The sequence below is a fragment of the Listeria cossartiae subsp. cayugensis genome, from assembly GCF_014229095.1.
GTDB classification, from domain to species: domain Bacteria; phylum Bacillota; class Bacilli; order Lactobacillales; family Listeriaceae; genus Listeria; species Listeria cayugensis.
The window spans coordinates 143,355-162,126 of record NZ_JAARZC010000001.1; the positions used below are offsets into that span (position 1 = coordinate 143,355).

At 38.9% G+C, this 18,772-nt stretch carries 19 protein-coding genes and 1 pseudogene; 18 read left to right on the forward strand and 2 right to left on the reverse strand.

What is annotated here, in order from left to right:
- Nucleotides 1-7: 7 nt before the first annotated feature.
- Nucleotides 8-1,123, reverse strand: coding sequence for a low temperature requirement protein A (locus HCB49_RS00680; RefSeq protein ID WP_185603801.1), 1,116 nt, complete (start codon nt 1,121-1,123; stop codon nt 8-10).
- A gap of 130 nt (nt 1,124-1,253) precedes the next feature.
- On the opposite strand from HCB49_RS00680, the gene HCB49_RS00685 reads away from it, so the two are divergent.
- The 6 genes and pseudogenes from HCB49_RS00685 (at nt 1,254) to HCB49_RS00710 (ending at nt 5,118) form a co-directional block, all read left to right on the forward strand.
- On the forward strand, nt 1,254-1,919 hold the full coding sequence (locus tag HCB49_RS00685) for a uracil-DNA glycosylase (protein ID WP_185603802.1): 666 nt from the start codon (nt 1,254-1,256) through the stop codon (nt 1,917-1,919).
- 169 nt (nt 1,920-2,088) lie between these two features.
- Nucleotides 2,089-2,388, forward strand: a complete 300-nt coding sequence (locus HCB49_RS00690; protein WP_003741454.1) for an NfeD family protein — start codon at nt 2,089-2,091, stop codon at nt 2,386-2,388.
- On the forward strand, nt 2,385-3,329 hold the full coding sequence (floA, locus tag HCB49_RS00695) for a flotillin-like protein FloA (RefSeq protein ID WP_008946803.1): 945 nt from the start codon (nt 2,385-2,387) through the stop codon (nt 3,327-3,329). The genes HCB49_RS00690 and floA overlap by 4 nt, the downstream gene beginning before the upstream one ends.
- A gap of 34 nt (nt 3,330-3,363) precedes the next feature.
- Complete coding sequence (locus HCB49_RS00700) at nt 3,364-3,807, forward strand: hypothetical protein (protein WP_185603803.1); 444 nt, start codon at nt 3,364-3,366, stop codon at nt 3,805-3,807.
- A 144-nt stretch (nt 3,808-3,951) separates the two neighbouring features.
- Nucleotides 3,952-4,636, forward strand: a pseudogene (locus tag HCB49_RS00705) (NlpC/P60 family protein).
- A 56-nt stretch (nt 4,637-4,692) separates the two neighbouring features.
- Nucleotides 4,693-5,118 carry a GNAT family N-acetyltransferase gene (locus HCB49_RS00710; RefSeq protein WP_185603804.1) on the forward strand — a complete coding sequence of 142 codons (426 nt, stop codon included), beginning with the start codon at nt 4,693-4,695 and terminating at the stop codon, nt 5,116-5,118.
- Nucleotides 5,119-5,120: 2 nt separating this feature from the next.
- Here HCB49_RS00710 and proC read toward each other — a convergent pair whose 3' ends face one another.
- A complete protein-coding gene (gene proC / locus HCB49_RS00715; RefSeq protein WP_185603805.1) occupies nt 5,121-5,921 on the reverse strand; it encodes a pyrroline-5-carboxylate reductase in 801 nt (266 codons plus the stop codon).
- 927 nt (nt 5,922-6,848) lie between these two features.
- On the opposite strand from proC, the gene HCB49_RS00720 reads away from it, so the two are divergent.
- The 12 genes from HCB49_RS00720 to HCB49_RS00775 all read left to right on the forward strand — a co-directional run bounded on the left by HCB49_RS00720 (nt 6,849) and on the right by HCB49_RS00775 (nt 18,731).
- On the forward strand, nt 6,849-8,063 hold the full coding sequence (locus HCB49_RS00720) for an LPXTG cell wall anchor domain-containing protein (RefSeq protein WP_185603806.1): 1,215 nt from the start codon (nt 6,849-6,851) through the stop codon (nt 8,061-8,063).
- Between the two features lie 116 nt (nt 8,064-8,179).
- Nucleotides 8,180-8,830 (forward strand): GntR family transcriptional regulator, encoded by a 651-nt coding sequence (locus HCB49_RS00725; protein WP_185603807.1) that lies wholly within the window; start codon nt 8,180-8,182, stop codon nt 8,828-8,830.
- 41 nt (nt 8,831-8,871) lie between these two features.
- On the forward strand, nt 8,872-9,471 hold the full coding sequence (locus HCB49_RS00730; RefSeq protein ID WP_185604484.1) for an efflux RND transporter periplasmic adaptor subunit: 600 nt from the start codon (nt 8,872-8,874) through the stop codon (nt 9,469-9,471).
- A 17-nt stretch (nt 9,472-9,488) separates the two neighbouring features.
- Nucleotides 9,489-10,163 carry an ABC transporter ATP-binding protein gene (locus HCB49_RS00735; RefSeq protein WP_185603808.1) on the forward strand — a complete coding sequence of 225 codons (675 nt, stop codon included), beginning with the start codon at nt 9,489-9,491 and terminating at the stop codon, nt 10,161-10,163.
- Nucleotides 10,160-11,326: an ABC transporter permease gene (locus tag HCB49_RS00740; protein WP_185603809.1), complete on the forward strand. Its 1,167-nt coding sequence runs from the start codon at nt 10,160-10,162 to the stop codon at nt 11,324-11,326. The genes HCB49_RS00735 and HCB49_RS00740 overlap by 4 nt, the downstream gene beginning before the upstream one ends.
- 18 nt (nt 11,327-11,344) lie before the next feature.
- On the forward strand, nt 11,345-11,488 hold the full coding sequence (locus HCB49_RS00745; RefSeq protein WP_003735555.1) for a BH0509 family protein: 144 nt from the start codon (nt 11,345-11,347) through the stop codon (nt 11,486-11,488).
- Nucleotides 11,489-11,558: 70 nt separating this feature from the next.
- Nucleotides 11,559-12,041, forward strand: a complete 483-nt coding sequence (locus HCB49_RS00750; RefSeq protein WP_185603810.1) for an SRPBCC family protein — start codon at nt 11,559-11,561, stop codon at nt 12,039-12,041.
- A gap of 169 nt (nt 12,042-12,210) precedes the next feature.
- A complete protein-coding gene (locus HCB49_RS00755) occupies nt 12,211-12,669 on the forward strand; it encodes a PTS sugar transporter subunit IIA (protein WP_008946816.1) in 459 nt (152 codons plus the stop codon).
- Nucleotides 12,666-12,998, forward strand: a complete 333-nt coding sequence (locus HCB49_RS00760; protein ID WP_003729043.1) for a PTS fructose transporter subunit IIB — start codon at nt 12,666-12,668, stop codon at nt 12,996-12,998. Before HCB49_RS00755 ends, HCB49_RS00760 begins: the two co-directional genes overlap by 4 nt.
- Nucleotides 12,999-13,001: 3 nt before the next feature.
- Entirely contained in the window at nt 13,002-14,114 is a 1,113-nt protein-coding gene (locus HCB49_RS00765; protein WP_061105414.1) for a PTS fructose transporter subunit IIC, read from the forward strand.
- A 21-nt stretch (nt 14,115-14,135) separates the two neighbouring features.
- Nucleotides 14,136-16,763, forward strand: coding sequence for a mannosylglycerate hydrolase (gene mngB / locus HCB49_RS00770; protein WP_185603811.1), 2,628 nt, complete (start codon nt 14,136-14,138; stop codon nt 16,761-16,763).
- Nucleotides 16,764-16,796: 33 nt separating this feature from the next.
- Nucleotides 16,797-18,731, forward strand: coding sequence for a BglG family transcription antiterminator (locus HCB49_RS00775; protein ID WP_185603812.1), 1,935 nt, complete (start codon nt 16,797-16,799; stop codon nt 18,729-18,731).
- Nucleotides 18,732-18,772 lie beyond the last annotated feature (41 nt).

An 18,772-nucleotide genomic window follows, 5' to 3' on the forward strand; every position in this document is an offset into this window, starting at 1 on the left:
TTTTTATTTACATTCGCGCTGACCGCGAAGTCCCAAACTGCAAAACAAGATCCACTAGCGCACAAACCAAAATGCTCACAAAACTCACAAACAGCGGCAAACTACTACACAAATTAACAAAAAACAACCCGACCAATAGCCCTAATAACAACGCATCTTTCCAAAAAGAAAATGTCACTTCGGCCTTTTTATGAGTAGCGAACACAAATTGCTTCGAGACGAAAAATACAGCCACGGAACCAAACAACATCAACAACAACACGTCTCGCTGCAAATGCCCCTCAAATAACAAATGCAAATTCACAGCAAGCAACATTACCGAAACAATAATAAAGAAATGCCCGTAAATCAAAAACTGCCCGTGCGTCTCCTTATGATGATCAACAATTTTCTCAAAGCTATAAAAATACGAAGCCCAAAGCGTACAAATAATTAAAAAGCCAAGCAGCGTATACCCAATCGTATATAAATCAAGCGTATGCCCAACTAAAATGGTCGTAATCGCAACAATACTTTCACCAAAAGTAATAATAACAAACAAGCCAAAACGCTCAGCTAAATGCGGAAAATCTACCGGAACTTTCCGCAACGTGTTAGCCAAGAATATCGGTAAAATAATATCAACAGCAATCCCAAGATACATCACTAAATAACGCGCAAACCCTTCAAAAAACACCGAAGTCGCCGTAGTCAAAACCCCAAGTAGAAAAACACTACCAAGAAGCAGCGCCACTTTCTGCGCATTTCCCGTCAACTGCCTACTAATCACAAAATACTGAATAACCGTAATCAGCCGAATTCCTAAATAACCAATCAAAAAAGTATAATACGTATTCGAAAACGTTAAATCAAAACTCGCCGTCATCAAAATCAAGAAAAACATCTGAGGTAACATATAAAGTTCAGGTAGTTTGATTTTTTCCCCAAAGCGATTGAAAAACATTGTTTGCCCAACCCACGCCCAAAACATCGGCGTCACCATCAATAAATACTCACCAAAATAAACAGCTGTTTTATCTGGATGATTATCGACGCTAAGTAATAAATGGGTCGTTGAAGCCACAGCAGTTACGAATATTAAATCAAAAAATAGTTCTAGCCAAGAAACTTTTCTTTCCGCCACAATCTCACCCCATTATTATTTCTTTTTTCAAGTATACCACGTGAATTCGCCTGCCTTTTGACAGTTGCTCGCCGTGAAAAGTATAATGGAAGGACAAAATCATGGAACTACTGAGATGGGAGAATTAAAAATGGTAAAAACATGGGAAGAATTTTTAAAACAAGAAGCAAAACAGCCTTATTTTATAGAATTAATGGAAGCAGTTGAGGACGCGAGAGCAAAAGGTAATGTGTATCCGTCAGAGGAAGATATGTTTTCGTGTTTCCGCTTATGTCCGTATGATCAAGTGAAAGTCGTTATTTTAGGACAAGACCCGTATCATGGTCCTGGACAAGCGCATGGCCTAAGCTTCTCCGTGCAAAAAGGGGTGCGAATTCCGCCAAGTCTTCGTAATATTTATAAAGAATTAAAAACAGACTTAGATATTGAACCAGCTGACCACGGCTATCTTGCAAAATGGGCAGAGCAAGGTGTGCTTTTGATGAACACAAGTTGGAGCGTGGAAGAAGGCAAAGCTGGCAGTCATAAAAAGCTAGGCTGGGCAACATTCACAGACCATGTGTTAGAAGAATTGAATAATTACGACAAACCACTCGTATTTATTTTGTGGGGAAATCACGCTATAAAAGCCGCAACTGGTATCACCAACCCAAAACATTTACTCATCAAAGGCGTCCACCCATCTCCACTTGCCGCAAGTCGAGGCTTTTTCGGAAGCAAACCATTTTCAAAAACGAATCAATTTCTGGAGGGAAACGGAAGAACACCGATTAATTGGGACTTAAATAAGGCGTAAAAAAATACCCTATTCCAAAATTTTGTTTCTTCTATTATATAGTTTTCTATAAAAGTGAAAAAATTTACATAATTCTTGCTAAAAGCTTTTTACATAAGGTTTCTTTCATGTTATGGTTATTATAGGAGAAAGTAAAAATTTAAAAAAGTTCCTAAAGAAGGTGACTAGTTTGAAGCATAATTTTACAGAAGATGACTTTGTTTATGGAGAATCATGGGGACTCGTGCATCGGGGGGTTTTAGAGGACAAAGAAGTAGAAAGAATGAAAGCGCTACGAGACAAAGTAGTAGGTAAAAAAGGTGTGGCACAAACGACACTTAAACCAATCGGTAGTGTCAGAATAGACGGAGAAGTCTATGAAGCTCGCTTGAAAACAGGTTATTTAGAAGTGGGAAAACCAATAATTGCAGTAGGTATCGATTTCGGGTACGTACTAGTCAATGAAGATATACAGGAGGGAGAAAAATGACAATGATTGGACCAATTATTATCGCAGTATTGATTATCATCTTTTTAATCGTATTTTTCACTTTAGTACCAGTGGGGTTATGGATTAGTGCATTATCCGCACGTGTACCAGTGGGACTAGGAACTTTAATCGGGATGAGATTACGTCGCGTTGTACCTTCTCGCGTTGTAAAACCGTTAATTAAAGCAGTAAAAGCAGGATTAGACTTAGAAGTAAACCAACTTGAAAGCCACTATTTAGCTGGTGGGGACGTGGATAACACAGTTGATGCGTTAATCGCCGCACACCGCGCAAATATTGAATTAGATTTCAGCCGTGCAGCAGCAATTGACCTTGCTGGACGTGACGTACTGGAAGCAGTACAAACTTCCGTAACACCAAAAGTTATTCGTACACCTGAATTCACTGGTGTGGCGCAAAACGGGGTAGAAGTAAAAGTTATCACACAAATTACTGTACAATCGAACATTGAACGTATCGTCGGTGGTGCCGGTGAAGATACAGTTATCGCCCGTGTCGGTGAAGCCGTAGTATCTACAGTCGGTGAAACAAAAGAACATACAGACGTACTAGAAAACCCAAACAGCATTTCGAAAAAAGTCCAAGAACAAGGACTTGGAGATGGAACAGCTTATACAATTTTATCCATTGATATCGCCGAAATGCGTATCGGGGACAACATTAAAGCAAAACTAGACATCGAAAAAGCCAACGCTGACATGGAAGTTGCTCAAGCAGCTGCATCGAAACGTAAAGCAGAAGCGATTGCCCTAGAACAAGAAAACAGAGCAGCCGTAGTAGCCGCAGAAGCAGAAGTTCCACGTGCGCTTTCTCGCGCTTTAGAAGAAGGTAACCTAGGCGTAATGGATTACTACAAAATGGAAAATGTACAATCAGATACAGCTATGCGTGAATCGATTGCACACGAAGACGAAAAATAAACCTTGATCTTTTGCAAGAAAGAAGGTGTTTTCAATGGATTTAAGTGATTTTCTGAATAGTGGTTGGGAGAGTGTCTTAGTCGTTCTTGGTATAGTTGGTGTCCTTATCAATTTCCTTAGTAAAGCCGGTAAAGGGGAAGAAGAGGAAAAAGCGCCACAACAAAGACCGAAATTGCGCACGACTCATCAAGCAAGCCATACGCAAACTACCAAAAAACCAGCAAAACGCAAAGTATCACAAGGTACTTTTACACAAAATAAAGAACAAGATAAAGTTATTGCCGAACAAAAGGCAACTCAAGAAAAAATGCTACGTGATATCCGCCGAGAATCCAATGTGGCCAAAGGAAAAAAACTAATTAAAAGCACAAGTAATCATCCTAAAAAAGCCCGTAAATTACGCGGCAGATTACAAGAAGCGATAATTACGAAAGAAATCCTTGATAAGCCAGTTTCTTTACGGAAAAATCATTTATAACAGTTGGCCCGAGAACGAGTTTCTTGGGTCTTTTTGTTGCTGTGGTGGAACTGTTACATAATAACGCCAAGTTTTAAAATCCCTGTAGTACAACTGTAACATTGACCTGATATGCTGTGTGTATATAAAAAAGGGGTGCGTGGATTGAAAATAATAGCAACGAGAAGAAAGATTTTTTTTTGCGTTTATAGCTTTAATGATTTCTTTTTCAGTACTATTCTTACCAACAACTAACGCATCAGCAGCAACAACATATAAAATGACGATAACGGCTGATGTAAATATTCGCACAGCAGATAATACAAATGGCAAAGTCATCGGATTATACAAAAAAGGCACAACAGTTACTTTCACTGCAAAGACGAACAATAACTGGTATAAAATAACATATAACGGTAAAGTAGGGTATGTTTCAGGTAAATGTGTAACTACATATAAAGCACCTGTTGCAACAACGCAAAGTTTTGCCGCATTAAATAACGAAGCAAGAAAACACCTTGGCAAACGCTACAAAATTGGCGCAACTGGCCCAAGCTGCTTCGACTGCTCCGGTTTTACACAATATGTCTACTCGAAAGCCATTAAAAAATCACTTCCAAGAACAGCCAAACAACAATATGCCGCTGCAAAGAAAATTAAAGCCAATGAACTAAAAAATGGTGATTTGATTTTCTTTAACTATGGTAGAGGCATTGCACACGTTGGCATCTATGTTGGCAATGGCAAAATGCTTAATGCCCAAAATAACGGCGTAAAATATGACACCATCACATCTGGCTATTGGAAAAAATACATCGCCGGCTATGGTCGTGTATCAAACTTAAAATAATCCCACCAAGCGTCACTTTCTAGTGATGCTTTTTTGTATGAAGGAGGAACTGGAAAATGGATTATACAATTAAAGAAATGCCACTTGAAGAATTAGAGTCACGCGTAATTGAAGGACTTTTGGAGCATAAAGAACGGCTAGGGTACGATATCCCAAAAAGAGATACCGTACATATTGGCTTTGCCGCACTAAACGAATCCGGGGAAATAGTTGGTGGGGTAACAGCTAAAATCAGCTACGGAGAATTACATGTTTCCCTTCTTTCCGTCGATAAAAGTACACAAGGAACAGGCGTCGGAACAGCTTTAATGGAACAAATAGAAAGATATGGTAGAGCAAATAACTGCCACCATATCTCCCTAACTACATTCAGTTACCAAGCCCCAGATTTTTATAAAAAATGTGGTTTTACCGAGCTTGGTCGAATTCAAGATTTCCCACTTAAAGGCGAAGAAAAGTATTTTTTCGTTAAATATCTTTAAAATTACATAGAACTATTTTTCTTAGCAGCAGCTTGGACGGCATTAATTACGGCAGAGCGGAAGCCATTATCTTCTAATGATTTCACCGCTTCAATCGTTGTTCCGCCGGGAGAAGTAACCATATCTTTAAGTTTCCCTGGATGTTCGCCAGTTTCTAAAACCATTTTTGCAGCGCCTAGGACGGCTTGTGCGGCGAATTTATAAGCTTTATCACGTGGCATGCCATTTAGTACTGCGCCGTCTGCTAAAGCCTCTATGAACATATAAACATAGGCTGGCGAAGAACCACTGACACCGATAACTGCATCCATTAAGTTTTCGGACACGACTTCTGCCTCTCCAAAACTAGCAAAAATGGCAACAACATCATCGATTTCTTGTTGCGTTACATTCGCGTTTGGTGAAATGGAAGACATCGCCTCGCCAACAAGTGCTGGTGTATTTGGCATTACTCGAACAATTTTCGTATCCGCAGAAGTTAAGGCTTCTAAATCTTGAATCGTAGTGCCCGCTGCCACAGAAATAACGATTTTATCTGGTGTTAACTTATCTTTTACTGCTGTTAAAATTTCTGGAATAGTATAAGGTTTAACCGATAAAATGATAATATCTGCTTGTTCTACGAGTTTTCCAGTATCCGTTGTGAGCATTAGACCATTAAATTCCGTTTCGAGCGGCTTTAGTTTTTCGATGTTCCGACCGCAAACGATAATGTTTTCTCTCGCTATTAAGTTAGCTGTTGCCAGTCCTCGAATCATTGCTGTACCCATATTTCCTGCGCCAATAAAACCAATTTTTGTCATGCTATCTTTTCGCTCCTAACCAAAGCATTTTTTACTATTATCTCATGTTATGTGGCTTTGTCCAGTTTTGCGATAAAAATCATCAAAGTACCTTAGTGAATGTTGCTAAGGTACTTTTTCATGTTTGCGATTGTATTTTTTATTAGCGAAAGTCTGATTTTGTACTAAATTACTAAAGACGTTTTTGAAAAGTCCTTATTTACCAATGGTTTGGTCAAGGGACATAAATAAATGTAGCGAAAATGTGTCAAAAGCTGCTTACTTGACAACTAAAAATAAACATTTTTCTGATAATTGTCTTCGAATATGCCAATCTGAACAACAGTAAAAACGACATGGGATACTGTTTTGGAGGCAATGTTTTTAAAGTTTGAAAGCGCTATAAATGGCGGTTTTATCAGCTATAATTAACTTTGGATGACAGTCCCAACTACATAGTATTGCGAGGTGAAAACGATGAATTTCTTTTTACAATTATTAGGAAACTTCTCTGGAGCATTAAATTTCCCAGACGTAACAGGAGTACTAAACAGCCTAATCAAAGCTATTTTTGGTTGATTCTAACAAAATAATACGTAAAGGAGGCCACTACTCATGAATTTCTTTCTACAATTATTAGGTAATTTTTCGGGAGCTTTTAATTTCCCAGACGTAACAGAAATCTTAAACAACCTAATCAAAGGAATCTTCGGTTGATTTTAAAAAAATTAAAAATAGGAAAGGAGGCTACTAAAGATGAATTTCTTCCTACAATTATTAACTAACCTTTCTGGCGCTTTACGTTTCCCAGATGTAACTGAAATCCTAAACAATCTAATCAAAGGAATCTTTGGTTGATTACCAAGTAGAATACGCTGAAATATAGGGTTAAGACTTTCTTAACCCTATTTTCTAATTAAAGATGTAAAAGAGGAGGATTTTAAATCCATGAAAAAAATAATCGCGATTATTACAACAGTTGCGCTACTATCTATGGTTGTTTTTAACTTTACCCCAGGTATCATTGCAAAAGCAGCAAACACTTCAGAAAGCAGTTTGACATACAAAGATGTACGAGGTGGTTTTTACTTTGTTGGTTATGAAAATGTTCAACTTGAAAAAGGCAAAACGTACAAATACAAAGTAGCTTATGAAGCAAATGTGGACATGACAATCACAGATACAATTACAGGACAATCCGCCAAAGCGGGACTATTTGTACCAAACTCTTCCGGTGTAGCACTTAACAATAACGCCGTAACTCGTACGCAAGATAACGTAGTGGACGTAGCAAATGATGATAGTAAAGTTTTCACACATACATTCGAATTTACAGCAAATGAAGATACAAAAGCAGACATCGGCGTGTTCGCGGGTGCAGGATCCGTTTTACCAACAACGCCAGAAATGTCGCTAATTTGGAAAAACATCACTGTGACAGACGAAACACCTGCAGAAGCCCTAACGGCCCCAGTTATTAATGCAGAAGATAAAACAATCAAACAAAATGAAACGTTTAATCCTCTAAATGACGTAACTGCAACGGATAAAAAAGATGGTGATATTACAAGTGCTATCCAAGTGACAAAAAATACCGTCGATACGACTAAAAGTGGCGAATATGATGTGGATTACAAAGTAACAAACTCAAGCGAAATCACAACGCTAAAAAGCATCAAAGTAACCGTAACTAAAGAGGCTACAGCAATAAATACAGCTCCAGTCATCAATGCCAAAGATCAAACAATCAAAGTAGGCGACCTATTTAATTCGTTAAAAGGTGTAACAGCAACGGATAAAGAAGACGGCGACCTAACAGCAAAAATAAAAATAACAAAAGACACAGTGAATAATACGAAAAAAGGTATTTATCAAGTCACGTATACTGTAACAGATTCTGGTAACTTATCAGCAACGCTTACAATTAAAGTGACTGTAACACAAGATTTAACGCTTATTATAGAGCCGATCAAACTGATTCAAAGTGGAACACCAAGCGATCCTACAAAGCCTAAACAAGCTGCTGGAAATGCAGAAGCAGCGAATGTAAAAGCAAGCAAAATACCAAAAACGGGTGACAACTCGATGGTTTGGGTAGTTCTTGCTGGACTTGGCTTAGCTACAGTCGGCATTACCACGTATCGCAAAAAAGTAAATAGATAAATTATCATGGATGAAAAGAGTATTTTAAGTTTGATACTCTTTTCATTAACTAGATGATAAAATGGCATTATAAAGCTGTTTTTAAGAAGTTTTACATAGGGAGAGGGGAATCAGTTATGCCGAAAATTGCTAAAGGTGACCGATTGGAAAATGTAGCTTTTGAGTACATCAAGAACAAAATCACAACGGGTGAGTATCCAACAGGGTATCGTGTAGTAGAAGCGAAATTATCCCAAGAATTAAATATGAGCAGAACACCGATTAGGCGGGCGATTATCAACCTGTGCCATTCCGGTTTTTTAGTTCATCAATACAACCGTGGTGCGTTCGTTCAAAACACAGAAGTAACGATTACAGAGTTTTTTTCACGGATGAAATTAGTCGAACTTTTAATGTATGAAAGCACGGAAAAATTAGTCTTACGGGAAGATTATATTGTAGTAGATGACATCATAGAAATAGCTGAGAGCGTCATTCAATATGAGAAAAATCGAGAATACGAATTAATGCGAGGTGCTTTTGAAGATTTTATCTGTGCGTTTATTGGCAAATTGAATAATGATTATTTTAATAGAGTCATACAAGATTTATGGAATGAAATAAATGATAATGCAACAAAAGAAGTACGGCTGATTATTGTTTCGGCAAGTGATCGAATTTCTGAAGAATTAGCACACATGATTGCTATTTTAAAATCATGGGATTACGAACAACTAAAAAAATGTTTTCAACACATTATGAACGCAATGATCTTAATTGCTTTTTAAAGAGAGGTTTTTAACTATTGAAAAAAATAAGCTGGGTTATCATACTGATTATCATTGGCGCATCAGTTGGCTATTATTTTATAAAAGAAAAGGAACAAAAAACGCCGCAAACCATTGACTACAAAACAGTCGAGGCGAAAATGGCAGATTTAAGTGTCTATGTTTCTGCAGAAGGACACGTCGTAAAAAAAGAAAATGAATGGCCTGAATATGAAGATTTTGCGGCCCGAATTATGGTAGACGAACTAGAAATCAATCAAATAAAAGAAAAACAAACAGCTAACGTACATGTCGAAGCAGTAAATGATAAAGTTTATAAAGGAAAAATAGCTGATATCAACGAAAAAGGAGTCATAAACGGGTCTGTAACTTCCTACGCAGTAACTATTAATCTGGAAAATGAAACTAATTTAAAAGAAAATATGTCCATTAGTGCAGACGTGCTTGTAGCGCTAGAAAAAAATGTCCTAACAATCCCAATTGAAGCGGTCCACACGGATAAATCAGACAAAAATTACATCTATATCGTAGACGCCGATAAACAAAAGAAGCAAGTTTGGATTGAAACGGGCAAACATAATACCAAATCTATCCAAGTAGTAAAAGGACTTACTGCAGGGCAACTTGTGATTATTCCTTAGATGGAGGCGAACACAACATGATCCAACTATTCAACATTTCAAAATCCTATCAAATGGGAGAAAATACTGTCAAAGCTTTAGATAACGTATCGCTTCAAATCCAACAAGGCGAATTTTTGGCGATTATCGGACCATCTGGCTCTGGTAAATCAACATTAATGAACATCCTTGGTATCCTTGATAAAGCAACTTTAGGCGAATACTATCTCAACAAAGTAAACCTAATGCGAATATCCGACAAAAAAATAGCTAAAATTAGAAATAAAAAAATCGGTTTTATTTTTCAGCAATTTAATTTAATGCCACGGCTCACTGCTTTTGAAAATGTCGAATTGCCGCTAGTCTATCGAGGCGTCCGTAAAACTACCCGAAAAAAAGTAGTAGCAAAAAGTTTGGAGCGGGTTGGTTTATTAGATAAAGCGAAACATTTACCCGCGCAACTTTCAGGAGGGCAACAGCAACGTATCGCTATCGCTCGAGCCATTGCCGGAAGTCCAGAAATATTACTAGCAGATGAACCAACAGGAGCGCTAGATTCAAAAACCGGAGAAGAAGTAATGAAGTTACTCAAAGAAATTCATAGAGAAGGAAATACATTAGTTATGATTACACATGATAAAGAAATCGCCGAACAAGCCGAACGAATCATAGAAATAAAAGACGGAAAACTCCGTGAATGGAATGAATTATGAGCCTTTTTCAGAGTGTGAAATTAGCATTAAAACAACTATTATCCGCCAAATTTCGCACATTTTTAACGATGCTCGGAATTATTATTGGTGTTTTTTCGGTTATACTGCTTGTTTCGATTGGTGAGGCGATATCGAAAAATGTCGCTACCCAATTAGGCGATATGGGGAGCAACCTGGTTTCGGTTAGCTTTTATTCAGATAATCCTAACGACAAATTCACTTATAAAGACGCGAAAAGTCTTTTAAATGGAGCTGAAATTGGCTCGCCGGAAGTGATGCAAACAAAGGAAGTTAGAACAAGTGACAAAACTGCGAGCAATCAAGTGACTGGAATAACGGAAGATTATGCCAGCATCAAGAATTTGGAAGTTGCATCAGGTCGATTTTGCTCGAATGTCGATGTTCGTTATGCCCAGAAGGTAACAGTTATTGGTTCTGAAATTGCCAAAACCTATTTCAAAAATCAAAATCCGGTCGGAAAGCATCTGCAAATCGCTGGTGCCAGATATATGGTCATTGGTGTTTTGGAAGAAAAAGGCGAGAGTCTCTTTGGATCAGCAGACGAAAAACTGTTTATCCCAATTACTTCCGCTGAACGACTTTTTAAAACGGATTCTGTAGATTTATATTATGTTCAAACGAATAATACGGAGCAGGTTCCGGCGGCAGTTAAGCGAATAGAGCAGAAAATGAGTCAACTTTTTCCGAATAATAAGGATGCGTATACGGTGGTGAATCAACAACAGGCGCTGGATACATTTGATAGTATTACGAGTACGCTTACGATTGGACTTGGGGCGATTGCTGGGATTTCGCTACTCGTTGGCGGGATTGGAATTATGAATATTATGCTCGTTTCTGTTTCGGAACGGACCCGTGAAATTGGGATTCGAAAGGCGATTGGTGCAGGTCCCGGCGATATTTTAATGCAGTTTTTGATTGAAGCGATTGTACTTAGTTTGTTAGGTGGCGGCATCGGGATTTTATTAGGCGTTTTTTCTGCGCAAATAGTTACGGCCGTATCTAGTTTTGAAATGCACGTTTCTGCCGCGACGATTCTTTTAGCAGTTGGTTTTTCGATGTTTATTGGCGTGGTGTTTGGCGTAGTTCCAGCACGCAAAGCCTCGAAAAAAATGCCAATAGATGCGTTGCGAGCAGATTAACTAAAGGAGGCGTTTTGATTGGAAATAGAACAACAAGCGGACGATACTTGGGTTTTAGTTGAAATTGTCAGCCTTGTGACCAACGTGGAACGACACAGATTAAGAGAACTTAGTTATTCTGAATTGGAAGACTTATATGAAAGAGTGGTTGTTGAACATTAAATCAATCCTAGTTTTTGCGAGAACGACCAATTTATGCGAAAATAAAAGCAAATTAGCGGGAGGGATTTTGATGGATGAATCAATCACGAAGCAAAATGCTGGCGGTGCGGTAGTGGAATTTAAACTAGAAATAAGCGCAGCGGTTGCAACAGTTTTCGAATTATTAACAACAAATGAAGGCTTGGCAAAATGGTTTGATGAACTTGAAATAGGCGAGCTCGGCGCGGGTGGACATTTACTTTTTGTTATGACACCTGAAGAAAAAATAAAGATGCCAATTCGCGCATTTGAACATAACCAGAAACTTGCTTTCGAGTGGGATCAAGATGAGGTTGCCTTTGAACTGAATGCCACTGAGGCGAATAAAACGAATCTAACGTTCACAGAACAGCTCACTGCAATCACCGAACACAGCCCGAGAGATATTTCCGGTTGGCATATTTGCTTGAAGAAATTACAAGCGAGCGCGGAAGGAAAAACATACGATTTCAACAAAGCAGAGTTCGAATCACTTTTTGCCAAATATCAAAAAGAACTAAATATCGAAAAATAAATCCTTTAGAAAAGCCATAAATGAAGCTGAAAACGCTTTGTTTATGGCTTTTTTCTACGTAAATTAAACTTTTTCCACTTTAACTGGAAATTCCTTATGTTCAAAAAAGTAATCGGTTTCATTAGAATGTAATTGTAAGCAAGGCATTGAAAAAATACGGGGTGACGAAATGATAGTATCAGAAGAACAATTATTTTTAAATCAGCATCTAAGCACAAAAGAAGAAGTGCTAGCTTTTATTGCAGACAAGGCGGCTGAGATCGGTATCACGACGAATTCGGCACAAGTAGAGCGTGATTTATGGGCTCGCGAAAAAGAATACGCAACAGCTGTACAACAATTAATCGCTATTCCACATGCGAAGACGGAGGCAATATCGGAAGCGAAACTGCTTTTCATTCGTCTCGTTGAACCGATTGATTGGGAGTCAAAAGAGGGTTTTAAGGCACAAGCCATTTTTGCAATATTAGTTCCAGCGAGTGAAGCCAGCCAGCAACATCTGAAAATTTTATCTAGTGTGGCTGTGAATTTACTAGAAGAAACGTTTCAAGAACAAATTTTAACGATCAAAACGGAACACGAACTGATGGATTACTTGAAAGATAATTTGGAAGGAGAATTGATATGAAAGTTGTAGGAGTTACGTCATGTATCGCAGGACTTGCGCACACACCAATGGCAGCAAAGGCATTAGAAAAAGCGGGAGTAAAATTAGGTCACGATGTCAAAATTGAACAACAAGGTGCAATGGGAACAATCGATGAAATCACGCCAGCTGAAGTGAGTGCGGCAGATGTAGTTATCATCGCGGCGGATAAAGTAATCGACGGGGAAGATCGTTTCAAAGGAAAACCAGTCGTTCGTGTGAAAATTGGTCAATGTGTTGCGAACGGGGAAGCGGTGTTAAGTAAAGTAGTTGCAGCAATTGAAGCACGCAAACAAAAGGAGGCTAATTAAGTCATGAAAGGGAAATTAAACGAAGCAAAAGACCATTTAATGTCGGGAATATCGTATGCACTACCGGTCATTATTGCAGGGTCACTTGTTGTAGCGGTTGCGAAATTGATTGGGATTATTGGCGGGGTTACAAATCTAGACGCTTACGCTGATGCAAGCGGATTTTATCATTACGTTTATTTATTTCAAAATGTAGGTTGGGCGGCAATTGGCTTACTTAACTTAGTACTCGCTGGATATATTGCTTATTCAATCGCTGGAAAACCGGCGCTTGCTGCTGGTTTTGTCGGTGGGGTCCTTGCTACTAGTACAAATGCTGGTTTCTTAGGTGCTGTGGTCGCTGGTTTCTTCGCCGGTTGGTTAACAAACTGGGTGAAAAAACATGTTCGTATCACTGGACCAGCTGCTAGTTCTTTACCACTAATTATTTTGCCACTTATCACGGTTGGTGCCACAGGGATACTGATGTCACTAATTCTCGGCGGACCGCTTGGATGGTTAAACCAAACATTACTTGATTGGGTAACAGAAATGTGTAAAAACGATACAAACGTTATTATTCTAGCACTTATTTTAGGAGCAATGATTGGATTTGACCTTGGTGGGCCTGTAAACAAAGCTGCTTGGATGGCTGGGAATGCGCTATTTATGAGCGGGATTTACCTACCTTCGATCATGATTAACGTCGCAATTTGTATTCCGCCACTAGGCTACGGAATCGCAACTCTTTTACGCAAAAAGAATTATTCTACTACCTTTAAAGAAGCTGGAAATGGTGCGCTAATTATGGGACTAATTGGGGTCACGGAAGGTGCGATTCCATTTACACTACGTAGCCCTGGTAAATTAATTCCGCTAAATGTGATTGCCTGTGCGATTGGTAGTGCCGTAACAATGGGACTTGGCGCTTATGTGAAAATGCCGCCAATCGGTGGTATGTATGGTTTCTTCACCATTGGTAACGGCTGGGCTTACTTAGTTGGTGGTCTAGTTGGTGCATTTATTATCGGAATTTGCGCGAACTTATTCGTCAATTTCACAGAAGAAGAAACAGCAGCTGCAGACGATGCTATTGACGATATCGATATTAGTTTTGACGAAATAGAGATTAAATAATAGTTGGAGGATTTAATGAAAATGACTAAAACGAAAGTACATGTAATTCCGCATTCACATTGGGATAGAGAATGGTATTTTACTTCAAGCCGTTCCACAATCTATTTAGTGAAGCATTTAAAAGAAGTAATTGAAACTTTAGAAGCGAAAGACGATTACCATTTTTACTTAATGGATGCTCAAAGTTCTTTAATAGAAGATTATTTGCGCTACTGCCCGGAAGATAAAACGAGATTAGAAAAATTGATTGCTGAAAAACGGCTTATTACAGGGCCTTGGTATACACAAACGGATCAATTAGTCATTTCACAAGAATCGATTGTTAGAAACTTGCTTTATGGAACGAGAATCGCACGCGAAATGGGACATAGCATGGCTGTTGGTTATGTCCCGGATGCATTCGGGCAAGGCGGGAATATGCCGCAAATTTATAAAGAATTTGGTATCTCGAAGTTTCTGTTTTGGCGTGGGGTTGCTGATAATCGCTTGAAGCAAACCGAATTTATCTGGCGCGGTGATGATGGCACAGAAATGCTAGCGGAACAAATTCCATTCGGCTATTACTACGGAGCGAACATTCCAGAAAATGAAGCCGAACTTAAAACGTATTTGGATGAACAAATTGGTGCTTTAGAAGAAAAAGCTTCAACGCCAAATGTTTATTTCCCTAATGGCTTAGACCAAGCGCCAGTCAGAAAAAATTTGCCGGAATTGGTTGCGAAATTTAATGAATTAGATAGCACACGGGAATACCAAATCGCTTCACCAGAAACATTTTTCGCGGATTTAGAAAAAGATGTGACCGATTTACCAGTCATTGCCGGCGAATTAACAGAAGGAAAACATAGTCGCTTGCACAAATCGATTTTCTCTACCCGAGCTGATTTAAAACAAGCGAACAATCAAATTGAAAACTTTTTAAGCAATGTGCTGGAGCCAGTTCTTTCAATCAGCTACTCACTTGGCAACCGCTATCCGCATAATGAACTCGCAGAAATTTGGAAGTTGATGTTTGAAAATGCTGCACACGATAGCATTGGTGGCTGTAATAGTGATACGACCAACCGCGACGTCAAACATCGTTACAAATTGGCTTCGGATTTAGCGACCAATTTACTCGATTTAAACATGCGCCTAATTAGCGAAAAAATCGAGCAAAAACAACCGTTCCAATTTACCGTTTTCAACCCACTTCCATACGAAAAAAGTGGCGTTATCAAAATGACTGCATACATTCCAGAAGATAATTTCACAGTAGAAGATACGCAAGGAAACACGCTTGAATACACAATTCTAGAAAAAACAGACCTAACCGAATACGTCTTGAATCAACATATCGATCTAAACCCAAGTAGACCCGTTTATTTACCTGAAAAAGTCTTTTTAGCGACGATGCTAGTAAACGTAAATAACCTGCCAGCACTAGGATACGACACCATCTACTTTAATTTAGAAAACGAAACACCAGAGCAAGAACCGAAACAATCCGCCGCGACAAAAATCGAAAATGAATTTTATGAAATCCAGCTAGCAGCCAACAATTCACTAACGATTCATGATAAAAAAGCGGGCAGAACCTACACCAATCAAATGATTTTTGTGGAAAATGGCGACGATGGCGATTCCTACAACTATTCTCCGCCACGTAAAGACCTTGTAATTTCATCAAAAGAAGCAGTTGTGGAAAGCATAGAGTCCAGCATATCAAGCGTCAACCAAGCATTAACTATTTCCTTCAAGTTAAATGTACCGTATAATTTAGAAGAACGCGCAAATGGTGAAAAAAATAACGAAATGACTATCAAAACGGTAATTTCTTTACGTAAAAACGAAGAACTCATTCGTTTCGATGTACAAATTGCTAACCGAGTATTGAGTCATCGTTTATGCGTCACTTTCGCAACCGAAATTGCTAGCAAATTCTCGACAGCTGACCAATTATTCGCGCCAATCCAGCGTCCGGTTCGCCTTCCAGAAATGGATGTATGGGAAGCGGAAGAATGGCAAGAAGCGCCAATTTCGATTGAAGCAATGCAAAGTTTTGTCAGCTTGCACGATGAGTCGCATGGGGTTGCTGTAATGACAGAAGGCGTGCGCGAATATGAAATCATTGGTGAAAATTACGATACGATTTCGCTAACTCTGTTCCGCACATTTAGCCACATGGGTAAAACCGATTTACTATATCGTCCAGGTCGAGCTTCCGGTGAATCAATCGTTGCGACACCAGACGCGCAACTACTTGGCGAAATCAACGCAACATTCGCGCTAACTTTATTCGAAAGCTCTTTTGACGAAGCGGAAATCGCGAAAAAAGCAAAAGAATACTTATCGAACCCACCAGTTTACCAAATGTCAGATTTCCTAAACGGCCGCTTAATTTATGTTTACCGCGACGAAGAAAAAACGCTGGATGCGACATATAGCCTTGGACTTCCGACAATAGACGGAGCGATTATTAGTGCAGTGAAAAAAGCCGAAGACAGCGATGCCTTCATTACGCGCTTTTTCAATCCATATTTACAAAAAGAACTCACTATTCCAGAATTTTTCCAAGGCAAGGAACGCCACTTGGATGAAAGCAAATCAAACGAGAAACAAACGATATTAAAACACGCAAAAGTCCAAACCTATTTGTTTGAAAAATAACGATTAACTACCTAAAAAAAGGAGCTGCTACTAATGGGATATTTCGCATATAAACGCTTGGAAACACTATATGGCATGCTCCTTGATGCGGGTAGCCGCTTATCAGCCCAGAAACTCAGCCGAGATTTACATATTTCCGAACGAACGATACGAACGGATATTGCCAAACTAACCGAATTTCTCGAAAACCACGGGGCAACCATAACGCTTACTCGGGGTGCGGGTTACAAAATCGAAATCCTTGATCCGACCGTTTTCCAAGCTTTTCAGGCCGAAAAAAACAAACCGAAAAATGCTGATTATTTTGACTTAGATAATCCTGAAGAACGCGTGAAATACGAGATTTTCTTGCTACTATCAAGCGCCGACTATATCAAATTAGAAGACTTGGCGGATACGATTTTTGCAAGCCGTGCCACCATTTCTAATGATATGAAACAAGTTCGGAAGGTTATTGCAGCGTATGACTTAACGCTCATCTCAAAACCAGGTAGCGGCGTGAAAATTATCGGCGATGAAGAAAAAATGCGCTATGCCCTAACCGCGCTCATTGCTTCCAAAAACACCCCGGAATCCTACTTAGAATCATTTTTTGAATGGCATAAACAAAAAGATAAACTGCAAAAATTAATGACAGCCGTGACCGATTATTTTTTTGCGACCAACATTCGTTTCACAGACGAAGCGCTTCAAAACTTACTTTTACATATGATGATTTTAGTGGAACGAATTGAACTTGGGCATATGTTGGAACAGTTTGAATTAACGGACGTTAGTGAAGAAGAAATCGCGATTGCAGCTAAATTGGCTACTATTATAGAGTCACTATTCGAAATAGAGATTGCCGACGCGGACAAAAATTATTTGCTTCTCCAAATTGCCAGCAAACGAATTCTGAACGTAGAGGATAAAGAAATTAGCGAATTTGATGATTATGCGTATATCGAAGGCATGTTGAACCGCATTGAGTCACATTATTTTTATCATTTACAGGATGACTTGCAGCTGAAAAAGGATCTTGTTGCCCATATTCATTCGATGTTATACCGCGTGAAATACCATATGACCGTCAAAAACCCAATGACGGAGCACATCAAGCGCTATTATCCGTTAGCTTACGAAATCACGCTCGACGCAGTAGAATCACTAAAAAAAGACTACCCATATGACATTAACCAAAATGAATTAGCCTATTTGGCGCTTCATATCGGGGCATCTTTAGAGCGAAATTATCAAATCTCTTACTATCGTCATAAATCGGCTTTAATCGTCTGTGGGTCAGGTTTTGGAACGGCGCGAATTGTAGAAGCAAAAGTGAAGTCGGCAGTGAGCAATCTCGATATTACAAAAGTTGTTTCAATTCAAGAATATAACCGTTTTATCCATATTGAAGAAGATATTATTCTTTCCACCGTTAGAATACCTGAGAAAAATAAGCCGGTCATCAAAATCAGCAACATCCCAACCAATGAAGAATTAAAAATGCTCGGGGCGATTATTCAAGAACAAACGGATCCTAACCGCGGCTTTCTATCGAATTTCTTTACGGCCGATTTTTTTGCAAGAAGCAGTATGACGAGTAAAACGGCAATTTTAGAAGAAATGGTTGACTCATTGCGGCGACAAAATATCGTTGGTGACGACTTTTTGCACTCGGTTCTCGAACGTGAAAAACTAGGCTCAACGGTGCTCGGAACCGGAATAGCAATCCCGCATCCACTCGGACTAATGGCCAAAGAAACAAAAATCGTTATTCGGATATTAGATAAACCAATCAAATGGGATCAAAAACAATCCGTCCGCGCCGTATTTTTACTATGTATAAGCAAAAATGATTACGAAGAAGCCATTAATATTTATGAGTTGCTTGTGGAATTAGTGCGCGAAGAATACGGTGAAAAACTTTCAGGACTTTCTGATTTTTATGGATTCACGGCCCTGGCAAATGATATTTTGAAGAAAAAGTAAAAGCTATCTCCTTTTTAGGAAATAGCTTTTTCGTGAATTTT